This window comes from Sphingomonas liriopis (assembly GCF_024211255.1).
GTDB lineage: Bacteria > Pseudomonadota > Alphaproteobacteria > Sphingomonadales > Sphingomonadaceae > Sphingomonas > Sphingomonas liriopis.
Genome location: NZ_JAMLDY010000015.1, coordinates 39,845 through 66,194, shown reverse-complemented (window position 1 = coordinate 66,194; position 26,350 = coordinate 39,845). Strand labels below are relative to the sequence as shown.

The window sequence follows — 26,350 nt, the reverse complement described above, 5'->3', positions numbered from 1 at the left end:
AAGATTTCCAGAGCGTCGTACGCGCAAAAGCGCTAGGACGTGCCACAGATGGACGCTTCGTTCGAACGGATCGGCGCACCGGATGCCGCCGACGCCCCCTTCGCCCCGCCCTTAAGCCCGGTGGTGCTGTCGGTGCCGCACGCCGGGCGCGACTATCCGGCAGGGCTGCTCGCCGCGCTGCGGCTGCCGCCGGCGGCGCTGGTCGTGCTGGAGGACCGCCACGTCGATGCCGTCGCGCATGCGGCGCGGACGGTCGAGACGATGCTGGTCCAGCGCGCGCCCCGCGCCTGGATCGACCTCAACCGCAGCGAGCACGAACGCGACCCCCGCGTCGACGAAGGCGCGCGGCCGCAGGCGCAGCCGGCGGCGTCGGCGAAGCTGCGCAGCGGGCTGGGGCTGGTGCCGCGGCGGGCGGGCAGCGCCGGCGACCTGTGGCGGCGGCGGTTCAGCGCGGCGGAAGTTACCGCGCGGATCGCGCAGGACCATCGCCCCTATCACGACGCGCTCGCCGCGACGCTGGTGGCGGCGCGCGCGCGGTTCGGCATCGCGGTGCTGATCGACGTCCATTCGATGCCGCCGATCGGTGCCCATGCGCAGGTCGTGCTCGGCGACCGCTTCGGCCAGAGCAGCGCCGGCCGCTTCGTCGCGCGGCTGGAGGCGGAGGCGGCGGCGATGGGGATCACCAGCGCGCTCAACACGCCCTATGCGGGCGGCCATATCCTCGAACGCCATGCCGCGCCGGCGGAAGGGGTGCATGCGATCCAGCTCGAGATCGACCGGTCGCTCTACCTCGACCACCGGCTCGACCAGCCCGGCCCCGGCTTCGCGCGGACGGTCGCGCTGCTCCGCCGGATGCTCGCCGCGGTCGAGGACGAGGCGCTGGCGGGCGACGCCACCGGCGTCGCGCTCGCCGCCGAATAAAAAAACCACCCCGTGCCGGAGCACGAGGTGGCCAAGGTTCAGGGAGGAGACACACCAGAAGGTGTGTCATACGGCGTCGCGAAAGGGGGGACACGATGCCGTACAGGAGACAAAATAGGTGAAGCGCGTTTTGGTTCAACCCCTTGTCGATGAAGGGGTGAATTTTTCGTCGTTGCGCCGGTTCAGCGCCGCAGCGCCGGCGCCATCCGGACGAGCACCGTATCGCGCAGCAGCAGATGGTGGCGCAGCGCCGCGGCGATGTGCAGCACGACCAGCGCCGCCATCAGCCAGCCGAGCAGCCCGTGCGCGTCATGGCCGAAGCCCGACAGGCCCTCGCCGACGGGCAGCTTGGGAATGTCGAACAGCCCGAACCATTGCAACGGCCGCCCCGGCCCGGGACCGCTGACCATCAGCCAGCCGGTCAGCGGCATCGCGATCATCAACAGGTACAGCGTCCAGTGCGTCGCATGCGCCACGCCCTTTTCCCACCCCGGCGTCCCCGCGGGCAGCAGGGGCGGACGGTGCGCCAGCCGCCACGCGACCCGACCCGCGGTCAGCACCAGCACGGTGATCCCGATCGCCTTGTGCGCGCCCATCAGCGATCGCAGGAACGGGATGGCATCATGCCCGATGCCGATGACCAGATTGACGATGACGAGCAGCGCGATCGTCCAGTGAAAGAGAATCGCGATGCTCGAATAACGCTCGCCGCGCGGCAGGCTGGCCATGTCCGTTCCCCTTGGTCGTGACAGGCACAGTCGGCTGGCCGTTGCGTCGGGTCAAGTCCGCTACAGGTCGAGCGTAGAGCCCCCCCCCCCACCACCCTCGTCACCCCGGACTTGTTCCGGGGTCCACTCTGCGGCGAGGCATGCGGCCGGAGGTGAGACCGTATGCCCGCGGCCCGGTAGACCCCGGAACAAGTCCGGGGTGACGAGGGAGCTGGGCGAGGTCTCGAGCCCTCGCGGGCCCCCGCCCCCCCAACGCGAACGGGCGGGCGTCGCACCTCGCGACACCCGCCCGTCCCGTCACCCGATCGGCGAAACGATCAGCCGAGCTGCTGCTGCGGCACCTTGCCGAGCTGGACCTGGCGCCCGAACAGTTCGCGCATCAGCGACAGCGAGAACAGATGCGCATAGAGCAGCGGCAGCATGCCCGACTGGCTCATCTTGCGCAGCTGGTCGCCGCGCAGGCCCGACAGCTTTTCCTCGTTGATCATCTGGAAACCGCGATAGACGAACGGCGGCTGGCTCTCGTCGGCCTGGATGGTGACCTCGCCCTCCATCAGCAGGTCCTGCTCGCGCAGCTCGTTCATGAAGTTCTGCGTGCGCGCGCCGGCCTGTTCGAACTGCTCGGCGAAATCGAGGATCGCCTTGGTCGTCTGGCTGGGCTTGCCGTCCTCGAACAAGGGATCACCCTCGTCGAACGCGCCGATCGCCTCCGACGTCGGGTCGAAGCACAGCGACAGCTCGTCGGCGTCGGGACGCAGGCGGGCGAGCATGTACGGATAGCGGCGGACATAGGCCGGAACGTAGAAGTTCGTCTCGGTCAGCCTGCCGTCGTCGCCCATGAAGACGTTGACGCCTTCGTTGAGGCCCATCAGCGCCAGCGGGATGGCGTCGTCGCCGACCGAGAAGACGATCGGCATGTGGCGCTGGACCAGCGGGAATTCGTCGGTGGTGATCGGGATCGCGTGCTGGCCGACCAGGAACGGCGCGCTGTCGAGCTGGCGGACGCGCCAGGTGGCGTGCGTCTCGCTGGAGAGCGGCTCGAGGCCGTTGTAGAACAGGGGAAGCGGCGCGCTGGCCATCGGAACTCTCTCCGTATTCGGGTGTTTGCGGCGCAGCCGCGGTTGGCGCGCTGCTCTATTGACCCGGCGCAGCCCGTGCAAGCGTCACGAGCTTGCCTGGGTTGAGGATGCCGTGCGGGTCCATCGCCGCCTTCACCGCCCGCAAGGCGGTCAGCCGCGCGGGCGAGGACAGGCGTTCGAGCTCGCCGAGCTTCATCTGGCCGATGCCATGTTCGGCGGCGATCGACCCGCCTGCGGCGATGACGAGGTCGTCGACGAAGCGGGTCACGACGGGTACGTCCTCGGCATACCAGCGCGCCGGATCGGTGCCGGGGGCGGCGCGAACGTGAAAGTGGATGTTGCCGTCGCCCAGATGCCCGAAGCCGCTGGCGTGCGTGCCGGGAAAGCGCGCCTCGCACGCCGCCGCCGCCTCGATCATGAAGCGCGGCATCGCATCGACCGGCACCGACAGATCGTGCTGCGACGCGGGGCCGAGCGCGCGCTCCGAATCGGAGATCGATTCGCGCAAGCGCCAGAAACCCGCCGCCTGCGCGTCGCTGGCGGCGATCGTCGCATCGGCGATCAGCCCGTCGACGAGCGCCGACCCCAACAGTTCCTCCATCAGCGCGGTCCCGCGCTCGTCGGTATGCTCGATCAGCAGATGCCAGCGATGCTCGCCCGTCAGCGGCGCTCGCGCATCGGCGACATAGGCGAGCACCGCGGCGAGTGATTCGCGCGGCAAAATCTCGAAACTCTCCAGCGTCTCGGTCGCGTGGCTGAACCGGCGGAGCAGCGCCAACGCCGCCTGCGGATCGGCGGTCGCCGCCCAGGCGGTGGTCCGCGTCGCCGGCACCGGCACCAGCCGCAGCGTCGCGGCGGTGACGATGGCGAGCGTCCCCTCCGCCCCGACCAGCAATTGCGTCAGGTCGTAACCACGATTGTCCTTCTTCAATGGCGCAAGTCCGTCGTGGATGCTGCCGTCCGCCAGCACCGCCTCCACGCCGGCGACCAGCCCGCGCATCGACCCGAAGCGCAGCACCTGCGTGCCCCCGGCGTTGGTCGAGACCAGCCCGCCCACCGTCGCATTGCCCTTCGCGCCGAGGCTCAATGGAAAGCGCCGCCCGACCGCCAGCGCGGCGTCGTGCAAGTCCGACAGGATCACGCCGGCCTCGGCGACCGCCAGCCCCGCCTCCGCATCGACGCGGCGCATCGCGTTCATCCGGCGCAGCGACAGGATCAGCGCCGATCCGTCCGCCGGCGGGGTCGCCCCGCCGACCATCGAGCTGTTGCCCCCCTGCGGCACCAGCGGCACGCGGAAGTGCGCGGCGGCGGCGACCGTCGCGGCGACCTCCGCGGTCGAAGCGGGCGCCAGCAGCGCGGGTGCGAGTCCATGGAACCGACGCCGCCAGTCGGTCTCCCACGGCGCGATGGCGTCGCGGTCGGTGACGATCCCCTTCGCCCCCAGCACCGGGCGAAGGCAATCGAGCAGGGCGGATTGCGCGGGCGTCATCGCGCGTCTCGCTAGGCCAAGTTCATCGTCCGTTCAACGACCCGCGCTACAGGCCCGTGCCTGCCATGCTGCATCCCGCGATCCCCGCCTCGCTGCTCGCCCTCGCCGCCCCCGCGTTCGCCTCGCTCGGCGACGGCCCCGGGCAGCTCGACGGCGTGCAGGTCGCTCAGGTCACCGTCCACGAGCGGATCATCATCCGCGTGCCGCGCATGGGCCCGGCCCGCGCCGCCCCCATCCCCGCGCCGATCCGCTGGAAGGAGAAGAAGGGGCCCAAATGCATCGCCGCCGCCGATCTGGGCGGCGCGCTGATCGCCGAACCCGGCGCGGTCGACCTCGTGCTGGCCGGCGGCAAAAGGCTGCGCGCGCGGCTCGACGACGATTGCGGGCCGATGGATTTCTACAACGGCTTCTACCTGCGCCCCGCCGCCGACGGCCAGGTCTGCGCCGACCGCGACGTCATCCGCATGCGATCGGGCGCGAGCTGCGGCATCGCGACGTTCCGGACGCTGGTGGCGAAATAGGGCGCACGCCCCTGCCCCACCTCCCCCGTCACCCCGGACTCGTTCCGGGGTCCACCGTTCCGCAAGCGCATCGTTTACGCCATGCGCCGTTTGCCTCGCCGCGGAGTGGACCCCAGCCTTCGCTGGGGTGACGGAAGGAAATGGGGAAGCGGTTCGACAGAGTCGCCTTTCCTTGACTTTTCGCCCCAAATCCGCAAGCGCGACGGCATGGTAGCCGCGCTGAGTGCGCGGCCGACTATTTCCCGGACCCTTGCATGAGCCTTATGGCATGAGCTTCGCCGACCTCGGCCTTTCCGACGAACTCCTGACGGCGGTCACCGACGCCGGCTATACCGAACCGACGCCGATCCAGGCGCAGGCGATTCCGTCGGTGCTGATGATGCGCGACCTGATCGGCATCGCGCAGACGGGGACGGGCAAGACCGCCGCGTTCGTGCTGCCGATGATCGACATCCTCGCCCACGGCCGCAGCCGCGCGCGCATGCCGCGCAGCCTGATCCTCGAACCGACGCGCGAACTCGCCGCGCAGGTCGCGGAGAATTTCGAGAAATACGGATCGGGCCACAAGCTGTCGATGGCCCTCCTGATCGGCGGCGTGTCGATGGGCGATCAGATCAAGGCGCTGGAAAAGGGCGTCGACGTACTGATCGCGACGCCGGGGCGGCTGATGGACCTGTTCGGCCGCGGCAACATCCTGCTGACGGGGTGTTCGATGCTGGTCATCGACGAGGCCGACCGGATGCTCGACATGGGGTTCATCCCCGATATCGAGGAAATCTGCACGAAGCTGCCCAAGCAGCGCCAGACGTTGCTGTTCTCCGCGACGATGCCCGCGCCGATCAAGCGGCTCGCCGACAAGTTCCTCGACAACCCCAAGACGATCGAGGTGTCGCGCCCCGCCTCGACCAACCTCAACATCAAACAGTGGCTGGTGCCGGTCTCGGGCAACGCCTTCAAGAAGCGCGACGCGCTGCGCGGGCTGCTGGCGCAGGACGAGGTGCGCAACGCGATCATCTTCTGCAACCGCAAGACGACGGTGCGCGAGCTCAACAAGAGCCTGAAACAGCACGGCTTCAAGTCGGGCGAGATCCATGGCGACATGGAACAGGCGCAGCGCATCGCCGAACTCGACCTGTTCAAGGACGGCAAGATCAACATCCTCGTCGCCTCCGACGTCGCCGCGCGCGGGCTCGACATCAAGGGCGTCAGCCACGTCTTCAACTTCGACGCGCCGTGGCATCCCGACGATTACGTCCACCGCATCGGCCGGACGGGGCGCGGTGGCGCGACCGGCATCGCCTATACGCTGGTCACGTCCGAAGACGCCGAGAACATCCAGAATATCGAAAAGCTGACCGGCCAGAAGATCGACCGGCTCGACGTCGCTGAGGCGCCCGCGCCGGCGGCCGCCGCTGCCCCCGAAGCGACCGAAGAGCCCCGCCGCGCCCGCCGCGAACGCGCACCCCGCAAGGACGCCCGCCGCGACACCGCGCCGGAAGCCGAGGCTGCGCCCGCCGCGCCTGCCGAGCCCGCCCGCGTGGCCCGCGCCGAACGGCCGGAGCGTCGCCCCGAGCCCGTCGCCGTCGCCCCGGCGCGCAACGACGCCCGCAGCGAAGAACGCCGCCGCCCGCGCCGCGACGAGCGCGACGATGGGCCCGACGACGGCTGGAACGGGCCTATCCCCGACTTCCTGCGCGCCGTCATCGCGCTGTGACCGGCGGCGCGGCTCGCCCCGCGCCACCGCCTGCCGCCGCGATCGAAAGCCCGTGCACCGGCGTGTGCGCGATCGCCGACGACGATCGCTGCCGCGGCTGCGCGCGCACGCTCGACGAGATCGCCGGCTGGAGCCTGATGACCCCCGCCGCCCGCGCCGCTGTGATGGCAGCGCTCCCGTCGCGGCGGCGCTGACGAAACACGCCTCACGCGAAACTCTCCGCCATCGGGTTCGTTCGAACCGAAACCGACACGGCAGGAAGAGACGCATGACCCTCGACGGCAAGACCATCGCCATCCTCATCGCCCCGCGCGGCACCGAGGAACCCGAATTCGCCAAGCCCAAGGCCGCGGTCGAACAGGCCGGCGGCAATGTCGTCGTCGTGGGCCTCGAAGCCGGCGAGGCGCAATCGGTCAACCACGACCTCGATCCCGGCGCGACCTTCGCGGTCGACAAGGCGGTTCGCGACGTCTCCGCGGACGATTTCGACGGCCTCGTCATTCCCGGCGGCAGCGTCGGCGCCGACAAATTGCGCGGATCGCAGCCGGTGGTCGATTTCGTCCACGCCTTCTTCGCCGCGGGCAAGCCCGTCGCCGCGATCTGCCACGCGCCATGGACCTTGGTCGAGGCGGACGTGGTCAAGGGCCGCACCCTCACCTCCTTCCCGACGCTGCAGACCGACATCCGCAACGCCGGCGGCACCTGGGTCGACCGGGAAGTCGTGGTCGATCAGGGCCTCGTCACCAGCCGCAACCCCGACGATCTGCCCGCCTTCTGCGCCAAGCTGGTCGAGGAATTCGCCGAAGGCCGCCACGCCGAACAGGCGGTGAGCGCATGAGTTCGGGCCGCTTCGCCGGCAAGGTCGTCCTCGTCACCGGTGCCGCCTCCGGCATCGGCGAGGGCGCCGCGCGCCGCTTCGCCGCGGAGGGCGCGAAGCTCGTGCTCGGCGACCTCGACGCGGCCGGCCTCAAGCACCTCGCCGCCGACCTCGGCGGGGATGTCGCGACGCGCGAGACCGACGTGTCGAGCCTCGCCGCCTGCGAGGCGCTGGTCGATGTCGCGATCCAGCGGTTCGGGCACATCGACGTGCTCGTCAACGACGCCGGCGTCGACCACCTCGGCAAGCTCGACGAGGGCGACTTCGCCGCCTTCACCAAAGTGATCGAGACCGACCTGTACGGCGTCGTCCAGATGAGCCGCGCCGCGATTCCCCACCTGCGCGCCAGCAAAGGGTGCATCGTCAACGTCTCGTCGGTGTCCGGCCTCGGCGGCGACTGGAACCACAGCTTCTATTGCGCGGCGAAGGGCGCGGTGACCAACTTCACCCGTGCGCTGGCGATGGACGAGGCGAAGGCGGGCGTCCGCGTCAACGCGGTCAACCCGTCGCTCACCTATACCGCGCTCACCGCGGGGATGAAGGACCAGCCCGACCTCATCGCCAGGTTCGAGGAGCGCATCCCGATGGGCCGCGGCGCCGAGCCCGCCGACATCGCCGGCGCGATCGCCTTTCTGGCGAGCGACGACGCGCACTATATAACCGGCGTCAACCTGCCCGTGGATGGCGGCCTGTCCGCCTCCAACGGCCAGCCGCCGCTCAGTTGAGGAGAATCCCGATGCCCGATTATCGCAAGACCGACGAGGCGATCGCCCGCCTGACCCCCGAACAGTTCCACGTCACCCAGCAGAGCGGCACCGAGCGCGCCGGCACCGGCGAATATCTCGGCAACAAGGCCGCCGGCATCTATGTCGACATCGTCTCGGGCGAACCCTTGTTCGCCTCGACCGACAAATACGAATCGCATTGCGGCTGGCCGAGCTTCACCAAGCCGATCGAACCCGCCAACGTCGCCGAACTGCGCGACGCCAGCCACGGCATGGTACGTACCGAGGTCCGCTCGGCGAACGGCGACAGCCACCTCGGCCACGTCTTCCCCGACGGCCCGCGCGACCGCGGCGGCCTGCGCTATTGCATCAACTCCGCCTCGCTCCGCTTCGTCCCCCGCGAGGAGATGGAGGCGGAAGGCTACGGCGATTACCTCGACCAGGTCGAAGAGGTGGCCTGAATGAAGGGATCGCCTGAATGAAGAGGGCGCCTGATTAAAGCCCGCCCCCTTCCCCCCGTTCGTGCTGAGCCTGTCGAAGTACGATGAGTCTCACCGTCCTTCGACAGTGAGCAGGTGAACGGACGGGGGCGGGGGGCTCACCCCCGCCGCGCCGTCGGCCGCGTCCCCAGCGCGTCCAGCGCATCGGCATTGTCCCGCCCCCACGCATAGAGCAGCTCGACCGGCTCGACGCAGCGCACGCCCAGCGGCGTCAGGCGATATTCCACCGCCGGCGGCACGACGCTGCCGACGTGGCGCGACACCAACCCGCTGCCCTCCATGTCGCGCAGCGTCTGCGTCAGCATCTTCTTCGAAATCCCCGGCAGGCTGCGCAGCAGCACCCCCGTCCGCGCCGCGTCGTCATGCCGGCCGTGCAGCGTGTGCAGGATCATGCTCGTCCATTTGGTCGCGAACAGTTCGAGCACGCGGCGCGGCGCGCAATCCTCGCGCCATGTCTCGTCGGGGCTGCCGGGTCGCATGCTGGTTACCTTAGGGTGCCTGGGTCCCTGAACGGTGCCGTCTGGCATCCGTTCCGCCCGCTGCCTAGCTCGTCATCCTAACGCAGGAGCATGGACGATGGGCCGGACGGCATTGGTAGTAGGCGCGAGCGGTATCATCGGCAGCGCGACGGCGGCGCATTTGGTCGAACAGGGCTGGACGGTGCATGGTCTCGCGCGGCGGCCGAACGCGCAGCCGGGCGTGACGCCCGTCGCCGCCGATCTGCAGGACGCCGCCGGGACCGCCGCGGCGCTCGCCGACGTCCACCCCGACGCGGTGTTCGTCACCACCTGGGCGCGGCAGGACAGCGAGGCGGAGAATATCCGCGTCAACGGCGCGATGGTCCGCAACCTGCTCGACGGCCTGCCGGCGCCGACCGCCCCGCGCCACGTCGCGCTGGTCACCGGCCTCAAACATTATCTCGGCCCCTTCGAAAGCTACGGCCAGGGCCACCTTCCCCAGACGCCGTTCCGCGAGGAGCAGCCCAGGCTCGACGTCGCCAATTTCTACTACGCGCAGGAGGACGAACTGTTCGCCGCGGCGGCGCGCGACGGCTTCACGTGGAGCGTCCACCGCCCGCATACGGTGATCGGCATGGCGGTCGGCAATGCGATGAACATGGGGACGACGCTCGCCGCCTATGCGACGCTGTGCCGCGAGACCGGGCGGCCGTTCACCTTCCCCGGCTCGGCGGCGCAGTGGAACGGCCTCACCGACATGACCGACGCGCGCCAGCTCGCGCGGCACCTGCTGTGGGCGGCAACCACGCCCGCCGCGGCGAACGAAGCCTTCAACGTCGTCGATGGCGACGTCTTCCGCTGGAGCTGGATGTGGCCGCGGATCGCCGACTGGTTCGGGGTGGAGGCCGCGCCGTTCGACGGCACCGTCCGCCCGCTCGAAGCGCAGATGGCGGATGACGCCGGCCTGTGGCGCGCCATCGCCGCACGCGAAGGACTCGCCGAAGCCGATCTGTCGCGGCTCGCCTCGCCCTGGCATACCGACGCCGATCTGGGCCGCCCGATCGAGGTGGTGACCGATATGTCGAAGAGCCGCCGGCTGGGCTTCACCGCCTACCAGCCGACCGACGACGCCTTCTTCGACCTGTTCGCGCAACTGCGCGACCAGCGCCTGATCCCCTGAGGGCGATATGCGCCGATAACGCGTTAAACTTGATCCAGATATAGTGGACCACCCCCCGACTTGCGCTACGGCAAGGGCCGGCATCACCGCCGTCGTTGGAGGCATGATGCCCGTGCCATTGCCCGTCATCGTCTGCATCCCCGCCCGTGACGAGGCGGCGGCGTTGCCGGCGCTGTTCGCAGCACTGTCCGCGCTGGCGGCGGACGAGCCAGCGATGGCGGTCTGCCTGTATCTCGACGGCGACGACGGCGGCAGCGCCGAATGGCTGCGGCGCAACGCGGCGCTTCATCCCTTCGCGCTCGACGTCGCGGTCGGCGATGCCGCGGGCGAGCCCAATGCCGGCGCCGCGCGCCGTGCCGCGATGGCGATGGGGCTCGACCGGCTGGGCACGCGCGACGGGCTGCTGTTCACCACCGACGCCGACAGCCAGCCGCGCCGCGGCTGGATCGCCGCGGGCCGCGCCGCTTTGGCTTCGGCCGATGTCGCCGCCGGCCGGATCGTCCGCCGCGCCGCCACCGCCGACCCCGAACAGGCGCGGATCGAGCGCTATTACGACCGCCTCCACGCCTATCGCCGGCTGGTCGATCCGGTGCCGTGGGAAGCGCGCGACACGCATCATTTCAGCGGCGGCGCCAATATCGCGATCCGCGCGGCCGCCTATCGCGCGATCGGCGGGTTCCGACCGCTGCCCTTCGCCGAGGATGCGACGCTGCTCGACGATGCCGCACGCGCAGGCCTGCGCGTGCGGCGCGACGGCGCGATGCTGGTCGAAACCTCGTCGCGCCGCCACGGCCGCGCCGTACAGGGGCTCGCCAGCGCCTTGCGCGCGCTCGACGACGGCCAGGCGCCGCGCATGTCGCATCCCGACGGCGCGGCATGGCAATGGGCCGCGCAGGCCGCCGCCCGCCACGCCTTCGCGACGATCGACGATTCCGCGGTGCGCCTGCGGCTGGCCGAGCGGCTGGGGCTGACCGGCGACCATATCCTGGGCGTCGCGCGCGATTGCGCCAATGCGGAGGCGTTCGCGATGCGCATCGTCCCCGCCGCCTCGCTGCCGACCGACGGCGTCTCGCTCGCCGAAGCGGAGGAGGCATTGGCCCGGCTCGAGGCGGCATTATGCGAGGTGGCGGCATGACCGACATGGCGATCCGCCTGCGCGCGGCGATCGCGGCGGCGGGCTGGGATCATGCGCCGCCGCGCGACCCGCGCGATGCCGCCGAGTATCTCGCGATCCTGCGCCCGCTCCATGCCACCGGCCGGCGCGATCTGCCGCTCGGCCGGCTGCTGGAGGGGCATGTCGACGCCGGGCAGATCGTCCAGCGCTACGGCAACCCCGATCAGGTCGCGCGGCTGCGCCACGCGCTCGCCGGTGGGGCGATGCTCGGCGTGTGGAACGCCGCGCTGCCCGGCGAGCCGCTGGCCCTCGCCGACGGGCGGCTGCGCGGCGCCAAGAGCTACGCCTCGGGCGCCGGCGTCCTGACCCATGCGCTGGTCACCGCGCAGGGCGACGGCGGCACCCGCCTGCTGCTGCTCGACCTCGCCGCGACACCGCCGGTCGTCGACCGCGACTGGTGGCGGACGACCGGGATGCAGCGGTCGGAGACGCATCGGGTCCGCTGGCCCGACGTGGCGGTCGACGACGACGCCGCGATCGGCGAACCCGATTCCTACGCGCGCGAACCGTATTTCAGCGGCGGCGCGCTGCGCTTCGTCGCGGTCCACGCCGGCGGCATCGCCGGGCTGTGCGATCAGGTCCGCGACCATCTCGTCGCCACCGGCCGCGCCGACGATCCGTTCCAGGCCGCCCGGCTCGCTGAGGCGTTCTGGCTTGCCGATCAGGCCGCGGCCTTCGTCCGCCGCGCCGCCGTCGACTGGTTCGAGCACGACGGCGAGGCCCGGCTCGCACGCATCGCCGCGACGCGGCTCGCCGTGACCGACGCGGCGGAACGCGCCATCGCGCTCGCGCAGGCCGCGGTCGGGCTCGCCGGGCAATTCCTCGACCATCCGCTGTCCGCGCTGCTCGCCGACCTCGCCGTCTATCTGCGCCAGCCCGCCCCCGATGCGCAGCGGCTGCGCGTCGGCCGCGCGGTGCGCGACGGCCTGCTGTCGCCATCGCTGTGAGGCTGGCGCTGCGTCGCCCGCGGCGGGCATTGATCGTCGCGCCGCATCCCGATGACGAGGTCATCGGCGCCGCCGGCCTGATCCAGCTGCTCCGCCGCCGCGGCACGCGCGTGGGCGTCGCGATCGTCAGCGATGGCGCCGCCTCGCATCCCGGCAGCCTGCGCTGGCCCCGCCCCCGCCTGATCGCCGCACGCCGCCGCGAAAGCCTGCGCGCGCTGCGCCGGCTCGGCATCCCGGCGGGCGACGTCGCCTTCCTCGGCCTGCCCGACAGCCGCCTCTCCGATGGCGTACCGTCCGGCACCCTCCGCCGCCTGACCCGCGGCATCGACCTGATCGTCGGCCCGGCGGCGAGCGATGCGCACCCCGATCACCAGGCCGTGGCGGCGGCGTTGCATCGCCTGCCCGGCCGCGCGCGCCGCCTGACCTATCAGGTCTGGCCACCGCGCACCGCGATCGGCGCGCGGGCCCGCACGCTCGTCGTGCCGGGTGGAACGGCCGCCAAACGCTCGCTGATCCGCCTCCACGCGACGCAATTGGGGATGATCCGCGACGACCCCGCCGGCTTCGCGATCGCGGCCCACGAACTCGCCGCCTTCGCGCACCCGATCGAGACGTTCGTCGAGCTGCGGCGATGAGCGCGATCCGCCTCGACGGCTTCGCCGACAAATTCGCCGCCGACGCCGATCCATGGGGCACGTTCCGCAACCGCGACGAGGCGGTCAAGCGTACCGCGATCCTCCACGCGCTGGGCCCGGGCCCCATCGGCCGCGTGCTCGAACTCGCCAGCGGCAACGGCTCGAACAGCGCCGAACTCGCCCCGCGCGCGCTCCGCCTCGATGCGACCGAGGGCACCGCGGAGGGCACGCGGCTGACCGCACAGGCGATCCGCCCCTACCCCCGCGCCCGCGCGATCGAGCTGGCGCTCCCCGCCCGCCCGCCGCGCTGCACCTACGATGCGATTCTCATCGCCGAACTGCTCTATTATCTCGACCGCCACGCGATGGCACAGGTCGCCCGCGAATGCGTCGCGGCGCTACGCCCCGGTGGCCGCCTGATCCTCGCGCACCATCGCATCGACTTCTACGATTTCGCGCAGCACGCCGCGGGCATCCACACCCGGTTCCTGCACGAAACGGCGCGCGACTGGCGGGTCACCCCCGTCCGCGCCACGCGCCGCTGGCAGGTGATCGTCGCGCGCTGACCGGCGCGACGATCACGCCGTCTTCACGCCAGCGTACGGACGTTCGGTTCGCGATCCCAATAGCGCTTCTTCGCCGCCTCGACGAAGCCACCCAGATCGGTCACGCCCTCGTCCGCCTCGACGCCCGCCTTGTCGAGCAACGGCTTGGCCTCGGCATTGAAGCCGATCGCCTTCAGATGCCCGAACGCATCCATCACCCATTGCACCGCCGCGCCTTCCTTGACGAGCTTGGCGGTCGCCTCCTTCGACAGGATCACCGCGCAGGCATCGAGCGTCGCCGAGGGCTGGCCGAACAGCTGCGAATCCGCCGCCACCGACGATCCGTCCGACAGCGGCACCTTGCCGACCTTCGGCGCTACGACGATGGCACGCCCGCCGGCGTCCTTCACCGCATCCTTGAGCGACGCCAGCGCCTTGGCATCGCTGCCGTCGGCGATCAGGATACCGACCGAGCGCCCCTCAAGCGTATGCTTCTCGAGCGGCCCGCGGATGATCCGCAGCGCCGGCGACGGGTCCATGTCGAGCACCGGCGCCGCGGTCGGTGACGCTTCCGGCAAGTCCATCGCCAGCCCGTCGGCAACGCGCGCGGCCAGGTCCTCGTCGACGTTGCGCAGATTCGCCATCACCGCGGTGCGGATATGCTCGATGCCGACCTTGGACAGTTCGAACACCAGTGCCGAGGCGAGATGCGCCTGCTCCGCCGGATCGATCGAGCGGAAGAACAATCGCGCCTGGCTGTAATGATCCGCGAAGCTCTCCGGCCGGATGCGCAGCTTCTGGCCCTCTTCCTCCGACGGGAAGGTCTTGTACCCCTTGTCCGGGTCCTCGCGCGCGCCGGCCTCCTCGCCGACCTTGGCGAGGCTGTTGGGCTCGTAGTTCGCACGCCCCTTGGGCACCGCCATCTGCATATGCCCGTCGCGCTGCTGGTTCATGAAGGGGCAGCCCGCCGCCTCGGCGCGCCCCTTGGCCGCATTGATCGGCAGCTGGTGGAAGTTCACCGACCCCAGCCGCGACAGCTGCGTATCGGTATAGGAGAACAACCGCCCCTGCAGCAGCGGATCGTTGGAGAAGCCGATGCCCGGCACGACATGGCTCGGCACGAACGCCGCCTGCTCGGTCTCGGCAAAGAAATTGTCGGGATAGCGATCGAGCACCATCTTGCCGACGATCTTCACCGGCAGCACTTCCTCCGGGATGATCTTGGTCGCGTCAAGCACGTCGTAGGGCTGGCTGTTGGCGAACTCCTCGTCGAACAGCTGCACGCCCAATTCCCACGTCGGGAAATCGCCGCGGTCGATCCGCTCGAACAGGTCGCGGCGCTGGAAATCGGGATCGGCGCCGGCGATCTTCACCGTCTCGTCCCAGATCGTCGAGGCGAGGCCCGCCTTCGGCTTCCAGTGGAACTTGACGAAGGTGCTCTTTCCTTCCTTGTTGATGAAGCGGAAGGTGTGGACGCCGAACCCCTCCATATTGGCAAAGGTGCGCGGCAGCGTGCGGTCCGACATCGCCCACATGATCATGTGGGTCGATTCGGGCATCAAACTGATGAAGTCCCAGAAGGTGTCGTGCGCGGTCGCCGCCTGCGGATAGCCGCGGTCGGCCTCCATCTTGGCAGCGTGGATCAGGTCGGGGAATTTGATCGCATCCTGGATGAAGAACACCGGGATGTTGTTGCCGACGAGGTCCCAATTGCCCTCACGCGTGTAGAATTTCACCGCGAAGCCGCGCACGTCGCGCGGCGTGTCGACCGATCCCGCTCCGCCCGCGACGGTCGAGAAGCGGGTGAACACCTCGGTACGCTGGCCCTTCTTGCTGAACAGGTCGGCGACGGTGATGTCGGCGAGGCTTTCGGTGCATTCGAAATAGCCGTGCGCCGCAGACCCGCGGGCATGGACGATCCGCTCGGGGATGCGCTCGTGATCGAAATGGTTGATCTTCTCGCGATAGACCTCGTCCTCCAGCAGCACCGGGCCGCGGGCGCCGGCCTTCAACTGGTTCTGGTTGTCGCTGATCGGCGTGCCGTGGTTGGTGGTCAGCACGGGATGATCGGCATCGGTCGCCTGATGCGTTTCGCCGCCGTTGCCGGGGTGAAGGTCGGTATGGCTGGTCATGCGGGATCCCTGATAAAGTCCCGACGCCAACGGTCGGGACGATCCGCAGGTTGCACCGTGACGCCAATATTCGACCGGCCCTGCCCCTCCACCCGTATCGACCGATAAAACCGGCCGGAATCGGACACGATTAACGCGTCATTATCCTCTTTCGTGCAGGTCAACCGTCGGGGAAACAACCGAAAGAGTGGGCATCATCAATGCGTAAATGGGTGTATCTGCTGGCCGCCACGACCTGTGCCGGCGTGTCGACGTCGGGACATGCGCAAGGGTTGCGCGGCGTCGCACCGACCGCGAAACAGGCCGAAGCCGACAAGGCGCAGCAGGACGCGTCGAAGAACAGCGCCGACATCATCGTCACCGCGACCCGCCGGTCGCAGCGCCTGTCGAACGTGCCGATCGCGGTCAGCGCCTACAGCACCGCCGCATTGCAGAATTCGGGCGCGACGGACATCCGCCAGATGGCGCAGCTCGCGCCGTCGCTGATCGTCTCGTCGACCGGTTCGGAAGCCAACGCCACCGCCCGCCTGCGCGGCATCGGCACGGTGGGCGACAACCCCGGCCTCGAAAGCTCGGTCGCGGTGTTCATCGACGGCGTCTATCGCAGCCGAACCGGCTCGGGCCTCAACGACCTCGGCGAAGTCGAGCGGATCGAGGTGCTGCGCGGGCCGCAGGGCACGCTGTCGGGGCGCAATTCGTCGGCCGGCGCGATCAGCATCTACACCAAATATCCCGAATTCAAGTTCGGCGGCTATGGCGAGGCGAGCTACGGCAACTACGACGCCGTGCGCCTTGCCGGCGCGCTGACCGGCCCGGTGCTGAAGGACGTCCTCGCCTTCCGCATCGACGGCGTCTACGGCAAGCGCGACGGCTTCTATCGCGACGTCGTCAACAACACCGACTATAACGACCGCAACCGCTATTTCGTCCGCGGCCAGCTGTTCTTCAAGCCGAGCTCGGACTTCTCGATCCGCTTGATCGGCGACTATACGCATCGCGACGAAAAGTGCTGCGGCGCGGTCTATGTCGATACCCGTGAAAAGGTCGATCCCACGCCCGGCACGCCCGGCGACTTCACCGTCGCCCCGCAGAACCGGATCGTCTCGATCCTGCAGAGCCTCGGCGGCGTGCTGCCCAGCGACGGCGATCCCTACAACCGCCAGATCGCCAATACGAAGGGCCGCGCCTACAGCAACGTCACCACCGACTACGGCGGCTCGGCGCGCATCGGCTGGAACATCGGCCAGGTGCAGCTCATTTCGATCAGCGCGTATCGCGAATATAAATCGGGCGGCGCCGCCGACATCGATTACGGCAACGTCGATATCGGCTATCGCCCCGACGACGGCAACGCCTATCGCCAGTTCCACACCTTCACGCAGGAAACGCGCCTGTCGGGCAGCCTGTTCGGCAACCGCCTCGACTGGCTGGTCGGCGGCTATTACGCGCACGAAAAGCTGCAGGTCGTCGACAATCTGAAGTTCGGCACGCAGTACGGCGCCTTCGCCGCGTGCCGCATCGTCGCGACGATCAACCCGACCGCCGCGCTGCGCAACCCCGCCGCCACCGGCTGCCTCAGCGCCGCCGGCCGCGCCGTGCTGACGCCTGCGGTGGGGCCGCAGATCATCGCCGGCATCGACCTGCTCGGCACGCTCAACGACCGCGGCAGCCTGCGCGACGTCTACAACCAGACGAGCGAGAATTTCGCCTTCTTCACCCACAACATCCTGCGCATCACCGACACGCTCAGCGTGACCGGCGGCCTGCGCTACACTAACGAACACAAGTCGCTCGACGCCAGCTTCAACAACAACAACACCGTCTGCCCGGTGCAGCAGGCCAATCTGGCGCCGCTGCTCGCCAGCAGCAACGCGACCGCGCGCACGCTGGCGGCGGGCATCATCACGCTGACCTGCACCGGCAATTCGACCGCGGCGCTGACCGGCGTGCCGATCAAGGATTCGATGCGCGAGGGCCAGTTCACCGGCACCGGCGTGCTGTCGTGGAAGCCCGCGCCGAGCACCCTGCTCTACGCCTCCTATGCGCGCGGCTACAAGGCGGGCGGCTACAACCTCGACCGGTCGGACCTCACCGCCACCGTCTTCGCGACGCCGACCGCGGCGAGTGCAAGCAACCTGCGCTTCGACCCCGAAACCGTCCAGGCGTTCGAGGTCGGCATCAAGTACAGCAGCGCGAAGTTCACCGCCAACCTCGCCGGCTTCCGCTCGGCGTTCAAGAACTTCCAGCTCAACACCTTCAACGGCACCAACTACATCGTCCAGAACATCAGCGCCTGCAACGCGAGCCTGGGCGGCGCGGATCGCGACGAATCCTCGGCGACCGGCACCTGCACCGGCGGCGTCAAGGCCGGCGTGGTGACGCAGGGGTTCGAGATCGAGGCGGGCGCCTATCCGACCCCCGACGTCACCTTCAACCTCGGCTATACCTACGCGCATACCCAGTATCGCGACAATCTGGTCGGCAGCGACGCGGGCGAGGCGCTCAACGCCGCGCTGTTCCTGCTGCCCGGCAACCAGATGTCGAACGCGCCGCGCCACACCGTCACCAGCTCGGCGAGCTGGACGCCTGCGATCGGCGGGAACGGCCTCTCGGCGCTGTTCTACGTCGATAGCCGCCTGACCAGCGACTATAATACCGGGTCGGACCTGTTCGCCGAAAAGCGCCAGGACGGCTTCTTCCTGGTCAACGCGCGCGTCGGCATCCGCGGGCGCGACCAGCGCTGGGCGGTGGAATTCTGGGGGCAGAACGTGCTCGACACCCGCTACCAACAGGTCGCCTTCTCCGCGCCCTTCCAGGGGGCGGGCAGCCAGTCGCAGGTGACGCAGTTCGGCTCGCCCAATTTCGCGACCGGCAATGCGATCGCCGCGGCCTTCCTCGCCGAACCGCGCACCTACGGCATCACGCTGCGTTCGCGCTTCTGATCCGCCCCGCCGCCTGACTCCTGCCGTCTGACCAGGGACCGTTCGACATCATGAAGATACCGCGCAAGCTGGGCCTGTCCTTCCTCGTCATCAACGCATCGGCGGTCGCCGTGATGCTGGTGCTGTTCGCCAGCCTGATGATGATCGAGCGATCGACGCAGCGGAACAATTTCAGCCAGACCGTCTATGCCAAGGCGCTGACGCTGGAAACGTCGATCCTGCGGCAGAACAGCCAGTTCCGCGGGTTCCTGGTCACCGGCGACCCCACCTACCTCAAATCCTACGACGAGGCGCGCAAGGAGTTCGACGACACCGCCGCCGAACTCCAGCGGCTGCTCACCGATCCGGCCAAGCTGGCGCAGGTGCGCGAGGCGCAGCGCCAGACGCTGGCGTGGCGGCGCGACTGGGGCGACCGGCTGATCGGCTGGGTCAAGGCCGGGCGCCGCGACGAGGCGCAGGACCTCGTCCGCGGCGCGGGCAAGGCGGTGCTGGTCAGCAAGGTGGCGTTGCCGCTGCGCGACCTGCGCGCCGAGGAAACGCAGGAGATGGCGGCCAATGCCGCGCGGCAGGACAGCGCGATCCGCTATGCGATCATCGCGCTGGTCATCGGCGCGATCGCGCTGGTCGGCATCGCCATCACGCTGTCGATGCTGCTCAGCCGCCAGATCGCCCGGCCGATCACCGCGCTGACCGATGCGATGGCCGCGCTCGCCGCGGGCCGGCACGACATCGCGATCGATGCGGCGGAGCGCGGCGACGAACTGGGCGACATGGGCCGCGCGGTGCAGGTGTTCCGCGACACCGCCACCGCCAAGGTCGCCGACGACGCCGATCGCGCCGCGGCGATGACCGCGATCGGCGGCGGGCTGCACCGCCTGGCCGAAGCCGATCTGACCGCGCGCATCGCCGACGTCCCCGACGCCTTCCGCAGCCTGTCGGCCGATTTCAACAACGCCACCGCCAGCCTGTCGCGCGTGCTGGGCGAGGTGCGCGGCAGCGTGCACGCCATCAAGCGCAACTCGGGCGAGATCAATCAGTCCGCGCTCGATCTGGCGCAGCGCACCGAACAGGAAGCCGCCGCGCTACAGGAATCCGCCGCGGCGCTCGACGAAGTCACCAGATCGATCCGCGACGGCGCGGGTGCGGCGACCGGCGCCAGCAGCGCGATGGCGGACACCCGCGACGAGGCCGAACGCGGCGGTACGATCGTCCGCAAGGCGATCGGCGCGATGAACGGCATCGAGACCGCGAGCAACGAGATCGCCGAGATCATCAGCCTGATCGACGGTATCGCCTTCCAGACCAACCTGCTGGCGCTCAACGCAGGGGTCGAGGCGGCGCGCGCCGGCGATGCGGGCCGCGGCTTCGCGGTCGTCGCCTCCGAAGTCCGCGCGCTCGCGCAGCGATCGGCCGATGCCGCCACCGAGGTGAAGAGCAAGGTCACCTCCGCGCATGCCCACGTCCGCGCCGGCGTCGAGCTGGTCGACCAGACCGGCCAGGCGCTGTCGCGGATCATCGATCGCGTCGCCACCGTCAGCGGCTCGATCGACGCGATCGCGCAACAGTCGGATCATCAGGCCAAAAGCCTCGGCCAGATCAACGTCGCGATCAGCGAGATGGACGCGATGACGCAACAGAATGCCGCGATGGTCGAGGAAACATCGGCCGCGGCGCGCCAGCTGGTCGCCGAGGCGGAACAGCTCGCCGGTTCGGTCGCGACCTTCGTGATCGACGGCGCACCGCCGGCGTCGACGCCACGGCTGGTCACCCGCGATGCCGCCCCGCGCCATGCCGCCACGCCCCGTCGCGTCGCGAACGGCGACTGGAACGCATTCTGACCTCCATGACGGCGATCGCCAGACCGATGCAGTACGATTCCTCGCCCGCCGACCCGCTCGCGCAGGCGCCGATGGGTCCGCTCGCGCGGCAACCTATGGGTCCGCTCGCGCGGCAGGGCGCCGCCGTGCGGACGATGGGGTCGGACTTCGTCGCCGCGATCCTCGAGGCGGGCGAGCGCCAGCTGTATCGCGCGCCACGCACCGCCGCGCTGATCGCCGCCTGGCCGCGCGACGCCGCCGCCGACGCGATCGCGATGCGCTTCAACGCCGCGCTGCATGCGCTCGCGCGCGGCGGCACGCTGCCCGCGCTCGCCGCGCTCTACCGGAGCTACACCGGCGATATCGATCGCGTCGTCGGCGATGCGATGGCGGCGGCGGACGCGGCCATCGCCGAGGCGATGCAGGCGTGTCCGCAGACCAACGAGGTCGGCCGTACCGCCGCGATCATGGCGGCGCTGACCGTCCTGCGCGGGCTGCACGACATGCCCTGCGACCTGCGCGAACTGGGCGCGAGCGCCGGTCTCAACCTCAATCTCGACCGTTACGCCTATGATCTCGGCGGCCATCCGGCGGGCGACCCCGCCTCGCCCGTGCGTATCGCGCCGTCGTGGACCGGCCCCGCGCCGCACCCGCGCGCCGTGGAAATCGCCTCGGCGCGCGGCGTCGATCTCAGCCCGATCGACGTCGCCGATGCGGCAGCTTGCGAGCGGCTGATGGCCTATGTCTGGGCCGACGAACCCGAGCGCGCCGACCGCCTCGCCCAGGCGCTCGCCATCGCGCGCATGCGCCCGCCGCAGGTCAATCGTGGCGACATCGCCGGCTGGCTCCCCGCCGAGCTCGCCGCGCCGCAGCCCACCGGCGTCTGCCGCACCTTCGTCCACGCGATGGCGCTGCAGTATCTTGACGCCACCAGCCGTGCCGCGGTCGAGGATGCCTTCCGCGACGCCGGCGCGCGCGCCACCGCGGCGCGCCCGCTCGCGCGGATCGGCTTCGAATGGACCCCGGCGCGCGATGCCGTGCATCTGCTGCTGACCAGCTGGCCCGACGGCGTCACCCGCCATCTCGCCACCTGCCATGCCTATGGCGCGTGGATCGACTGGCACGTACCGGCACGCCAAATATCCCGCTCGGCATAGCCGCCCCCGCTACGAAGACGGATCGCGACGCGGCATAAGACGGGGCATGTCCGACCCCGCCCCCGCTCCGATCCAGACCCGCGCCGGACTGGTCGCAGGCCACGCCCACGGCGCCCTCACTTTCTATCGCGACATCCCTTATGCCGCGCCGCCGGTCGGCGCGCTGCGCTTCGCCCCGCCCGCGCCGGTCGCACCCTGGTCCGGCGTCCGCACGGCGAGCGGCGCCAATGCGCCGCAGCGCACCCGCACGGTGCCGCAGCTCGACGCCGCGCCGCTGATCGGCCACGGCTGGGCGAAGGGCGACGATTATCTGACGCTCGACGTCTGGTGCCCGGCCGGCGACGCCACCGCGCGGCCGGTGATGGTCTTCATCCACGGCGGCGGCTTCGTCGTCGGCAGCAAGAATGCGAGCGTGCAGGACGGCGCCAGCTTCGCGCGCGACGGCATCGTCTATGTGGCGATTCAGTATCGCATGGGCGTCGACGGCTTCCTGCCGATCCCCGGCGTGCCGACCAACCTCGGCCTGCGCGACATGATCGCGGCGCTCGGCTGGGTCCGCGACGAGATCGCGGCATTCGGCGGCGACCCGGCCAACGTCACCGTCTTCGGCGAGAGCGCCGGCGCGATGGCGATCGCCGACCTGATCGCCTCGCCGCTCGCCAGGGGGCTGTTCCAGCGCGCGATCGTGCAGAGCGGCCACGGCGGCATGACCCGCAGCGTTCCCGTCGCGCAACGGCTGGTGAAGGCGATGGCGAAACGGCTCGGCATCACCCCCGACCGCGCCGGCTTCGACAGCGTCGCGCCCGGCGAACCGTTGCTCGATGCGGTGGAACAGGTGTCGCTCCCCACCACCCGCCTCGACCTGCGCGAAGCGGACGGACGCGAACCGGTGTTCGGGATCAGCCGCTTCGTCCCCGTCCACGGCGACGACGTCCTCCCCCTCGCCCCGCTCGACGCGCTGAAACAGGGCGCCGGCGCCGAGGTCGATCTGCTGATCGGCAGCAACGCCGAGGAGATGAACCTCTACCTCGTCCCCAGCGGCGTCCGCGACAAACTGAACACCGCCGTCGGCAAGTTGCTGGCGTGGGTCGTGCTGCGCAAGTCGCAGCCGCGCGCCTGGAGCGTGCTCAAGGCGTACGGCATGGGATCCGGCAAGCGTGCGGGCCAAGCGCTGACCGACGCCATGGCCGACCTCGTCTTCCGATGGCCCGCGCGCCGCTACGCCGAGGAGCATCGCGGCCGCACCCATATGTACGAATTCGAATGGCGCTCGCCACGCTTCGACGGACAGCTCGGCGCGTCGCACGGCATGGAGCTGCCCTTCGTCTTCGACAGCCTCGCCACCTGTACCGGCAACGAGGGACTGTGCGGCACCGCCCCGCCGCAGGAACTGGCGACGCGCGTCCATGCGATCTGGGTCCAGTTCGCGCGCGACGGCTCGCTCCCCTGGGCACCGTTCGATCGCGACACCCGCACCGTCTACCGGCTCGCCGCCGGCGAAGCGGTGACCGAACCGCCAATGCCCGCCGCCGCCTTCCTGCCCTGACGCCTGCCCGTTCGCCCGCCCCCTCACCGTTCGCCCCGCCCCCTTCCCCGTTCGCATCGCCCCCTTCCCCCGTTCGCCCTGAGCCTGTCGAAGGGCTGCTCTCCCCAAGCGCGACGCCCGCGGAAATCAGGGCTTCGACAAGCTCAGCCCAAACGGGCGGGATGGTCGGTCCACCCGTCAACACCCCACCCCGGAGTCCGCCATGTACCTCGACCGCCTGCGCCTCGACGGCCGCACCGCCTTCGTCACTGGTGGCGCGCAGGGCATCGGCTTCGCCTGCGCCGATGCGCTGGCCGAGGCCGGCGCCCGCGTCATCGTCGCCGATCGCGATCCCGACGCGCTCGGCGCCGCGATGGAGGCTTTGCGCGCCAAGGACCACGCGATCGACGGCGTCATCCTCGACGTCACCGATTCCGCCGCGGTCACCCGCATCGCCGACAGCGCCGGCGCGATCGACGTGCTCGTCAACAACGCCGGCATCGCGCGCAGCGATACCCCCGCCGAAGACGTCGCCGACGAACATTGGCTGGGTGTCCTCGACGTCAACCTCAACGGCACCTTCTGGTGCGCCCGCGCCTTCGGCCGCCACATGCTCGCCCGCGGCAAGGGCAGCATCGTCAACGTCGGATCGATGTCGGGCTTCGTCGTCAACCGCCCGCAACCGCAGAGCTATTACAACGCCAGCAAGGCCGCGGTGCACCAGCTGACCCGCAGCCTCGCCGCCGAATGGGCGCCGCGCGGCGTGCGCGTCAACGCGGTCGCGCCGACCTATATCGCCACCCCGCTCAACGCCTTCGCCGACAGGGAAGGCGAGATGTACAAGCGCTGGATCGACGGCACGCCGCAGGGCCGGCTCGGCGAACCCGAAGAAGTCGCCTCGATCGTCCATTTCCTCGCCTCCGACGCCGCCAGCCTGATGACCGGCAGCATCGTCATCGCCGACGGCGGCTACACCTGCTGGTGATCGGCCAAGCGCGAGAGCCGATCGGCATAGTCGCGCAACCTTTCCGATAGGTTGCAGAAGGTGCACAACCTATCCGACAGGTGGGCACAGACTCACCGATCGTAGAGAGGATTACCGATGCGCCTTCGCTCCCTGTTCGCCGCTTCCACCGCGCTTGCCCTCGCGCTTCCCGCGCTGGCCCAGGCGCAGGTCGCCGAGGCGCCCGACGCCACCGACACCGCCCCCGGCAAGGCGACCGGCCCCGCGCCGCAGACGGGCGACCAGGAAATCGTCGTCACCGCCCGCAAGCGCGCCGAGACGTTGCTCGACGTGCCGATCGCCGCCACCGCGATCAGCGGCAACACGCTGACCGAACGCGGCATCAATTCGGTGCGCGAGGCGGCGACGCTGACCCCGGGCCTCAACATCACCAGCGACGGATCGGGCCGCGCCTTCGTCTCGATCCGCGGCGTCGGCGTGACGCTGGTCCAGTCCGTGCAGCCGGGTGTCGGCCTGTTCATCAACGGCATCTACCAGCCCAATACCTCCTACCTCAACAATCCGCTGCTCGACATCGACCGGATCGAGGTGCTGCGCGGGCCGCAGGGCACGCTCTACGGCAAGAACACGCTGGGCGGCGCGATCAACGTCATCACCCGCCAGCCGTCGAACACCACCGAGGCGCGCGGCAATTTCAGCTTCGCCGGCCCCGACGACAGCTTCCTCGCCTCCGCCTCGGTCAGCGGCCCGATCATCAAGGACGTGCTGCAGGTGCGCCTCGCCGCCGGCCACCGCCAGCAGGACGGCTTCCTGCGCAACAGCATCCTCGGCATCGACGCGAGCCCGTTCAAGACCGATTCGCTCAACGGCACGATCCGCTTCGTCCCCACCGGCGACGTGGTGCTGACGGTGAACGGCTATTACGACTGGGTGAAGGGCGCCAACACGCCCTATTCGCGCGTCACCGGCCCGACCGATTATTCGCGCATCGTCCAGTTCAACGTGCCGACCCGCGTCGAATATCGCTATCGCGGCGTCAACGCGCGGCTGGAGGCGCCGATCGACGGCATCAATTCGAAGTTTACGCTGGTCGGATCGTATGACGCGCGCGACGGCCTGTCGCCCGATGCCGACGCGGACTTCGGCCCCGCCGACATCGCCCGCGCCAACGGCACCGATCGCCTGCGCACCAAGACGGTCGAGACGCGCCTCGATACCGAGATCGGCGGCACGATCAGCACCCTGCTCGGCCTGTTCTACAGCCGCGAGGAGACCACCGCGTTCGACCGCACGCGCATCCTCCCCGCCAACCTCACCCGCCTGACCAACAACGCGACCAAGGCGGATACCTATGCCGCATTCGGCACCATCTTCTGGAAACCGACGACCGCATGGGAGGTCGCGCTCGGCCTGCGCTACGATCACGAAAAGCGCAGCGCCGACGGCAACGTGTCGATCAGCGTCGGCGCGGCGACCTTGCCGACCACCTTCACCACCGCGCAGCTGAAGTCCGACCAGGTCGAACCGCGCCTGTCGGTGACGCGCCACTGGTCCAGCCAGCTGATGACCTATGCCTCGGTCGCGCGCGGCTATCGCGGCGGCGGCTTCAACGCACCGACCGCGCCGATCCGCCAGTACAAGGGCGACAGCGCCTGGACGTACGAGATCGGTACCAAATACGTTTCCCCCGACCGCAAGCTCAGCCTGTCGGGCGACGTCTTCTACAACGACTACAGCGATTACATCGGCCTCAACTCGATCGCGCCGGCGGCCGGCGGCGGCCTCGTCACCGTCGACCTCAACTCGGGCGACGTGAAGAGCTACGGCGCCGAGCTGGAGGCGACGATCCGCCCGGTGCGCAACTGGTCTATCAACGGCAGCGTCACCTACATCCACGCACGCCTGACCAATTCGGCGCCCTACACGCTGGTGACCGGGCGGACGCTGTCGTCCGACCGGCTGACCTTCCAGCCCGATTTCGCCGGCAACCTCTACACCGATTACACCATCCCCTTGAGCGGCACCGACAGCGTCACGCTGACCGGCGGCGTCGTCGCCAAGGGCAGCCGCCTCGCCGGCACGCTCAACCAGACGACGCCGACGATCCTGCGCCCCTATGCGCTGGTCAACGCCGCGATCACCTATCGCACCGGCCCGCTCGAGGTCGCGGTGTTCGCCAACAACCTGCTCCAGAAGCAGTATTTCGACGCCTATATCGAAAAGACGACGCTGCAGCTCGCCGGCCTGCCCGCCTCCGACCTCGGCATCATCGGCGATCGCCGCCGCATCGGCGCGCGCCTCGGCTTCCGGTTCTAGGCCG

The 26,350-nt window shown here is 69.8% G+C and carries 23 protein-coding genes; 18 read left to right on the top strand and 5 right to left on the bottom strand.

Annotated elements, in window-relative coordinates; all coding sequences use genetic code 11:
* Positions 1-48 precede the first annotated feature (48 nt).
* The gene (locus M9979_RS12880) at positions 49-921 is read left to right on the top strand and encodes an N-formylglutamate amidohydrolase (RefSeq protein WP_254289768.1); all 873 of its coding nucleotides are present in this window, start codon (positions 49-51) and stop codon (positions 919-921) included.
* A gap of 182 nt (positions 922-1,103) precedes the next feature.
* On the opposite strand, the gene M9979_RS12875 is transcribed toward M9979_RS12880, so the two are convergent.
* The 3 genes from M9979_RS12875 to M9979_RS12865 all read right to left on the bottom strand — a co-directional run bounded on the left by M9979_RS12875 (position 1,104) and on the right by M9979_RS12865 (position 4,217).
* On the bottom strand, positions 1,104-1,649 hold the full coding sequence (locus M9979_RS12875; RefSeq protein ID WP_254289767.1) for a cytochrome b: 546 nt from the start codon (positions 1,647-1,649) through the stop codon (positions 1,104-1,106).
* A 317-nt stretch (positions 1,650-1,966) separates the two neighbouring features.
* On the bottom strand, positions 1,967-2,728 hold the full coding sequence (locus M9979_RS12870) for a SapC family protein (RefSeq protein ID WP_254289766.1): 762 nt from the start codon (positions 2,726-2,728) through the stop codon (positions 1,967-1,969).
* Positions 2,729-2,783: 55 nt separating this feature from the next.
* Positions 2,784-4,217 carry an FAD-binding oxidoreductase gene (locus M9979_RS12865; RefSeq protein WP_254289765.1) on the bottom strand — a complete coding sequence of 478 codons (1,434 nt, stop codon included), beginning with the start codon at positions 4,215-4,217 and terminating at the stop codon, positions 2,784-2,786.
* Positions 4,218-4,282: 65 nt separating this feature from the next.
* On the opposite strand from M9979_RS12865, the gene M9979_RS12860 reads away from it, so the two are divergent.
* The 6 genes from M9979_RS12860 to msrB all read left to right on the top strand — a co-directional run bounded on the left by M9979_RS12860 (position 4,283) and on the right by msrB (position 8,515).
* Positions 4,283-4,738, top strand: coding sequence for a hypothetical protein (locus M9979_RS12860; protein WP_254289764.1), 456 nt, complete (start codon positions 4,283-4,285; stop codon positions 4,736-4,738).
* Between the two features lie 268 nt (positions 4,739-5,006).
* Complete coding sequence (locus M9979_RS12855; RefSeq protein ID WP_254289763.1) at positions 5,007-6,452, top strand: DEAD/DEAH box helicase; 1,446 nt, start codon at positions 5,007-5,009, stop codon at positions 6,450-6,452.
* Entirely contained in the window at positions 6,449-6,646 is a 198-nt protein-coding gene (locus tag M9979_RS12850; protein WP_254289762.1) for a DUF1289 domain-containing protein, read from the top strand. The genes M9979_RS12855 and M9979_RS12850 overlap by 4 nt, the downstream gene beginning before the upstream one ends.
* A gap of 74 nt (positions 6,647-6,720) precedes the next feature.
* Positions 6,721-7,290, top strand: a complete 570-nt coding sequence (locus tag M9979_RS12845; RefSeq protein WP_254289761.1) for a type 1 glutamine amidotransferase domain-containing protein — start codon at positions 6,721-6,723, stop codon at positions 7,288-7,290.
* The gene (budC, locus tag M9979_RS12840) at positions 7,287-8,054 is read left to right on the top strand and encodes a meso-2,3-butanediol dehydrogenase (RefSeq protein ID WP_254289760.1); all 768 of its coding nucleotides are present in this window, start codon (positions 7,287-7,289) and stop codon (positions 8,052-8,054) included. The genes M9979_RS12845 and budC overlap by 4 nt, the downstream gene beginning before the upstream one ends.
* An 11-nt stretch (positions 8,055-8,065) precedes the next feature.
* Entirely contained in the window at positions 8,066-8,515 is a 450-nt protein-coding gene (msrB, locus tag M9979_RS12835; protein WP_254289759.1) for a peptide-methionine (R)-S-oxide reductase MsrB, read from the top strand.
* 137 nt (positions 8,516-8,652) lie between these two features.
* Here the strand turns inward: msrB and M9979_RS12830 are convergent, their stop codons facing one another.
* Positions 8,653-9,033 carry a winged helix-turn-helix transcriptional regulator gene (locus tag M9979_RS12830; RefSeq protein WP_254289758.1) on the bottom strand — a complete coding sequence of 127 codons (381 nt, stop codon included), beginning with the start codon at positions 9,031-9,033 and terminating at the stop codon, positions 8,653-8,655.
* Between the two features lie 97 nt (positions 9,034-9,130).
* Between M9979_RS12830 and M9979_RS12825 the strand changes: the two genes are divergently transcribed.
* The 5 genes from M9979_RS12825 to M9979_RS12805 all read left to right on the top strand — a co-directional run bounded on the left by M9979_RS12825 (position 9,131) and on the right by M9979_RS12805 (position 13,514).
* The gene (locus tag M9979_RS12825; RefSeq protein WP_254289757.1) at positions 9,131-10,192 is read left to right on the top strand and encodes an SDR family oxidoreductase; all 1,062 of its coding nucleotides are present in this window, start codon (positions 9,131-9,133) and stop codon (positions 10,190-10,192) included.
* Positions 10,193-10,304: 112 nt separating this feature from the next.
* Complete coding sequence (locus tag M9979_RS12820) at positions 10,305-11,327, top strand: glycosyl transferase family 2 (RefSeq protein ID WP_254289756.1); 1,023 nt, start codon at positions 10,305-10,307, stop codon at positions 11,325-11,327.
* On the top strand, positions 11,324-12,313 hold the full coding sequence (locus M9979_RS12815; RefSeq protein WP_254289755.1) for an acyl-CoA dehydrogenase family protein: 990 nt from the start codon (positions 11,324-11,326) through the stop codon (positions 12,311-12,313). Before M9979_RS12820 ends, M9979_RS12815 begins: the two co-directional genes overlap by 4 nt.
* Complete coding sequence (locus M9979_RS12810; protein WP_254289754.1) at positions 12,310-12,948, top strand: PIG-L deacetylase family protein; 639 nt, start codon at positions 12,310-12,312, stop codon at positions 12,946-12,948. The genes M9979_RS12815 and M9979_RS12810 overlap by 4 nt, the downstream gene beginning before the upstream one ends.
* Positions 12,945-13,514 carry a class I SAM-dependent methyltransferase gene (locus M9979_RS12805; RefSeq protein ID WP_254289753.1) on the top strand — a complete coding sequence of 190 codons (570 nt, stop codon included), beginning with the start codon at positions 12,945-12,947 and terminating at the stop codon, positions 13,512-13,514. The genes M9979_RS12810 and M9979_RS12805 overlap by 4 nt, the downstream gene beginning before the upstream one ends.
* A gap of 23 nt (positions 13,515-13,537) precedes the next feature.
* Here the strand turns inward: M9979_RS12805 and M9979_RS12800 are convergent, their stop codons facing one another.
* Positions 13,538-15,625 (bottom strand): catalase, encoded by a 2,088-nt coding sequence (locus M9979_RS12800; protein ID WP_254289752.1) that lies wholly within the window; start codon positions 15,623-15,625, stop codon positions 13,538-13,540.
* A gap of 200 nt (positions 15,626-15,825) precedes the next feature.
* On the opposite strand from M9979_RS12800, the gene M9979_RS12795 reads away from it, so the two are divergent.
* From M9979_RS12795 to M9979_RS12770, 6 genes are all read left to right on the top strand, one after another.
* Complete coding sequence (locus tag M9979_RS12795) at positions 15,826-18,567, top strand: TonB-dependent receptor (RefSeq protein WP_254289751.1); 2,742 nt, start codon at positions 15,826-15,828, stop codon at positions 18,565-18,567.
* A gap of 50 nt (positions 18,568-18,617) precedes the next feature.
* On the top strand, positions 18,618-20,405 hold the full coding sequence (locus tag M9979_RS12790; protein ID WP_254289750.1) for a methyl-accepting chemotaxis protein: 1,788 nt from the start codon (positions 18,618-18,620) through the stop codon (positions 20,403-20,405).
* 26 nt (positions 20,406-20,431) lie between these two features.
* Complete coding sequence (locus tag M9979_RS12785) at positions 20,432-21,541, top strand: DUF2332 domain-containing protein (RefSeq protein WP_254289749.1); 1,110 nt, start codon at positions 20,432-20,434, stop codon at positions 21,539-21,541.
* Positions 21,542-21,587: 46 nt separating this feature from the next.
* Positions 21,588-23,087, top strand: a complete 1,500-nt coding sequence (locus M9979_RS12780) for a carboxylesterase/lipase family protein (RefSeq protein WP_254289748.1) — start codon at positions 21,588-21,590, stop codon at positions 23,085-23,087.
* Positions 23,088-23,289: 202 nt separating this feature from the next.
* Positions 23,290-24,051 carry an SDR family NAD(P)-dependent oxidoreductase gene (locus M9979_RS12775; RefSeq protein ID WP_254289747.1) on the top strand — a complete coding sequence of 254 codons (762 nt, stop codon included), beginning with the start codon at positions 23,290-23,292 and terminating at the stop codon, positions 24,049-24,051.
* 117 nt (positions 24,052-24,168) lie between these two features.
* On the top strand, positions 24,169-26,346 hold the full coding sequence (locus M9979_RS12770) for a TonB-dependent receptor (RefSeq protein WP_254289746.1): 2,178 nt from the start codon (positions 24,169-24,171) through the stop codon (positions 26,344-26,346).
* Positions 26,347-26,350 lie beyond the last annotated feature (4 nt).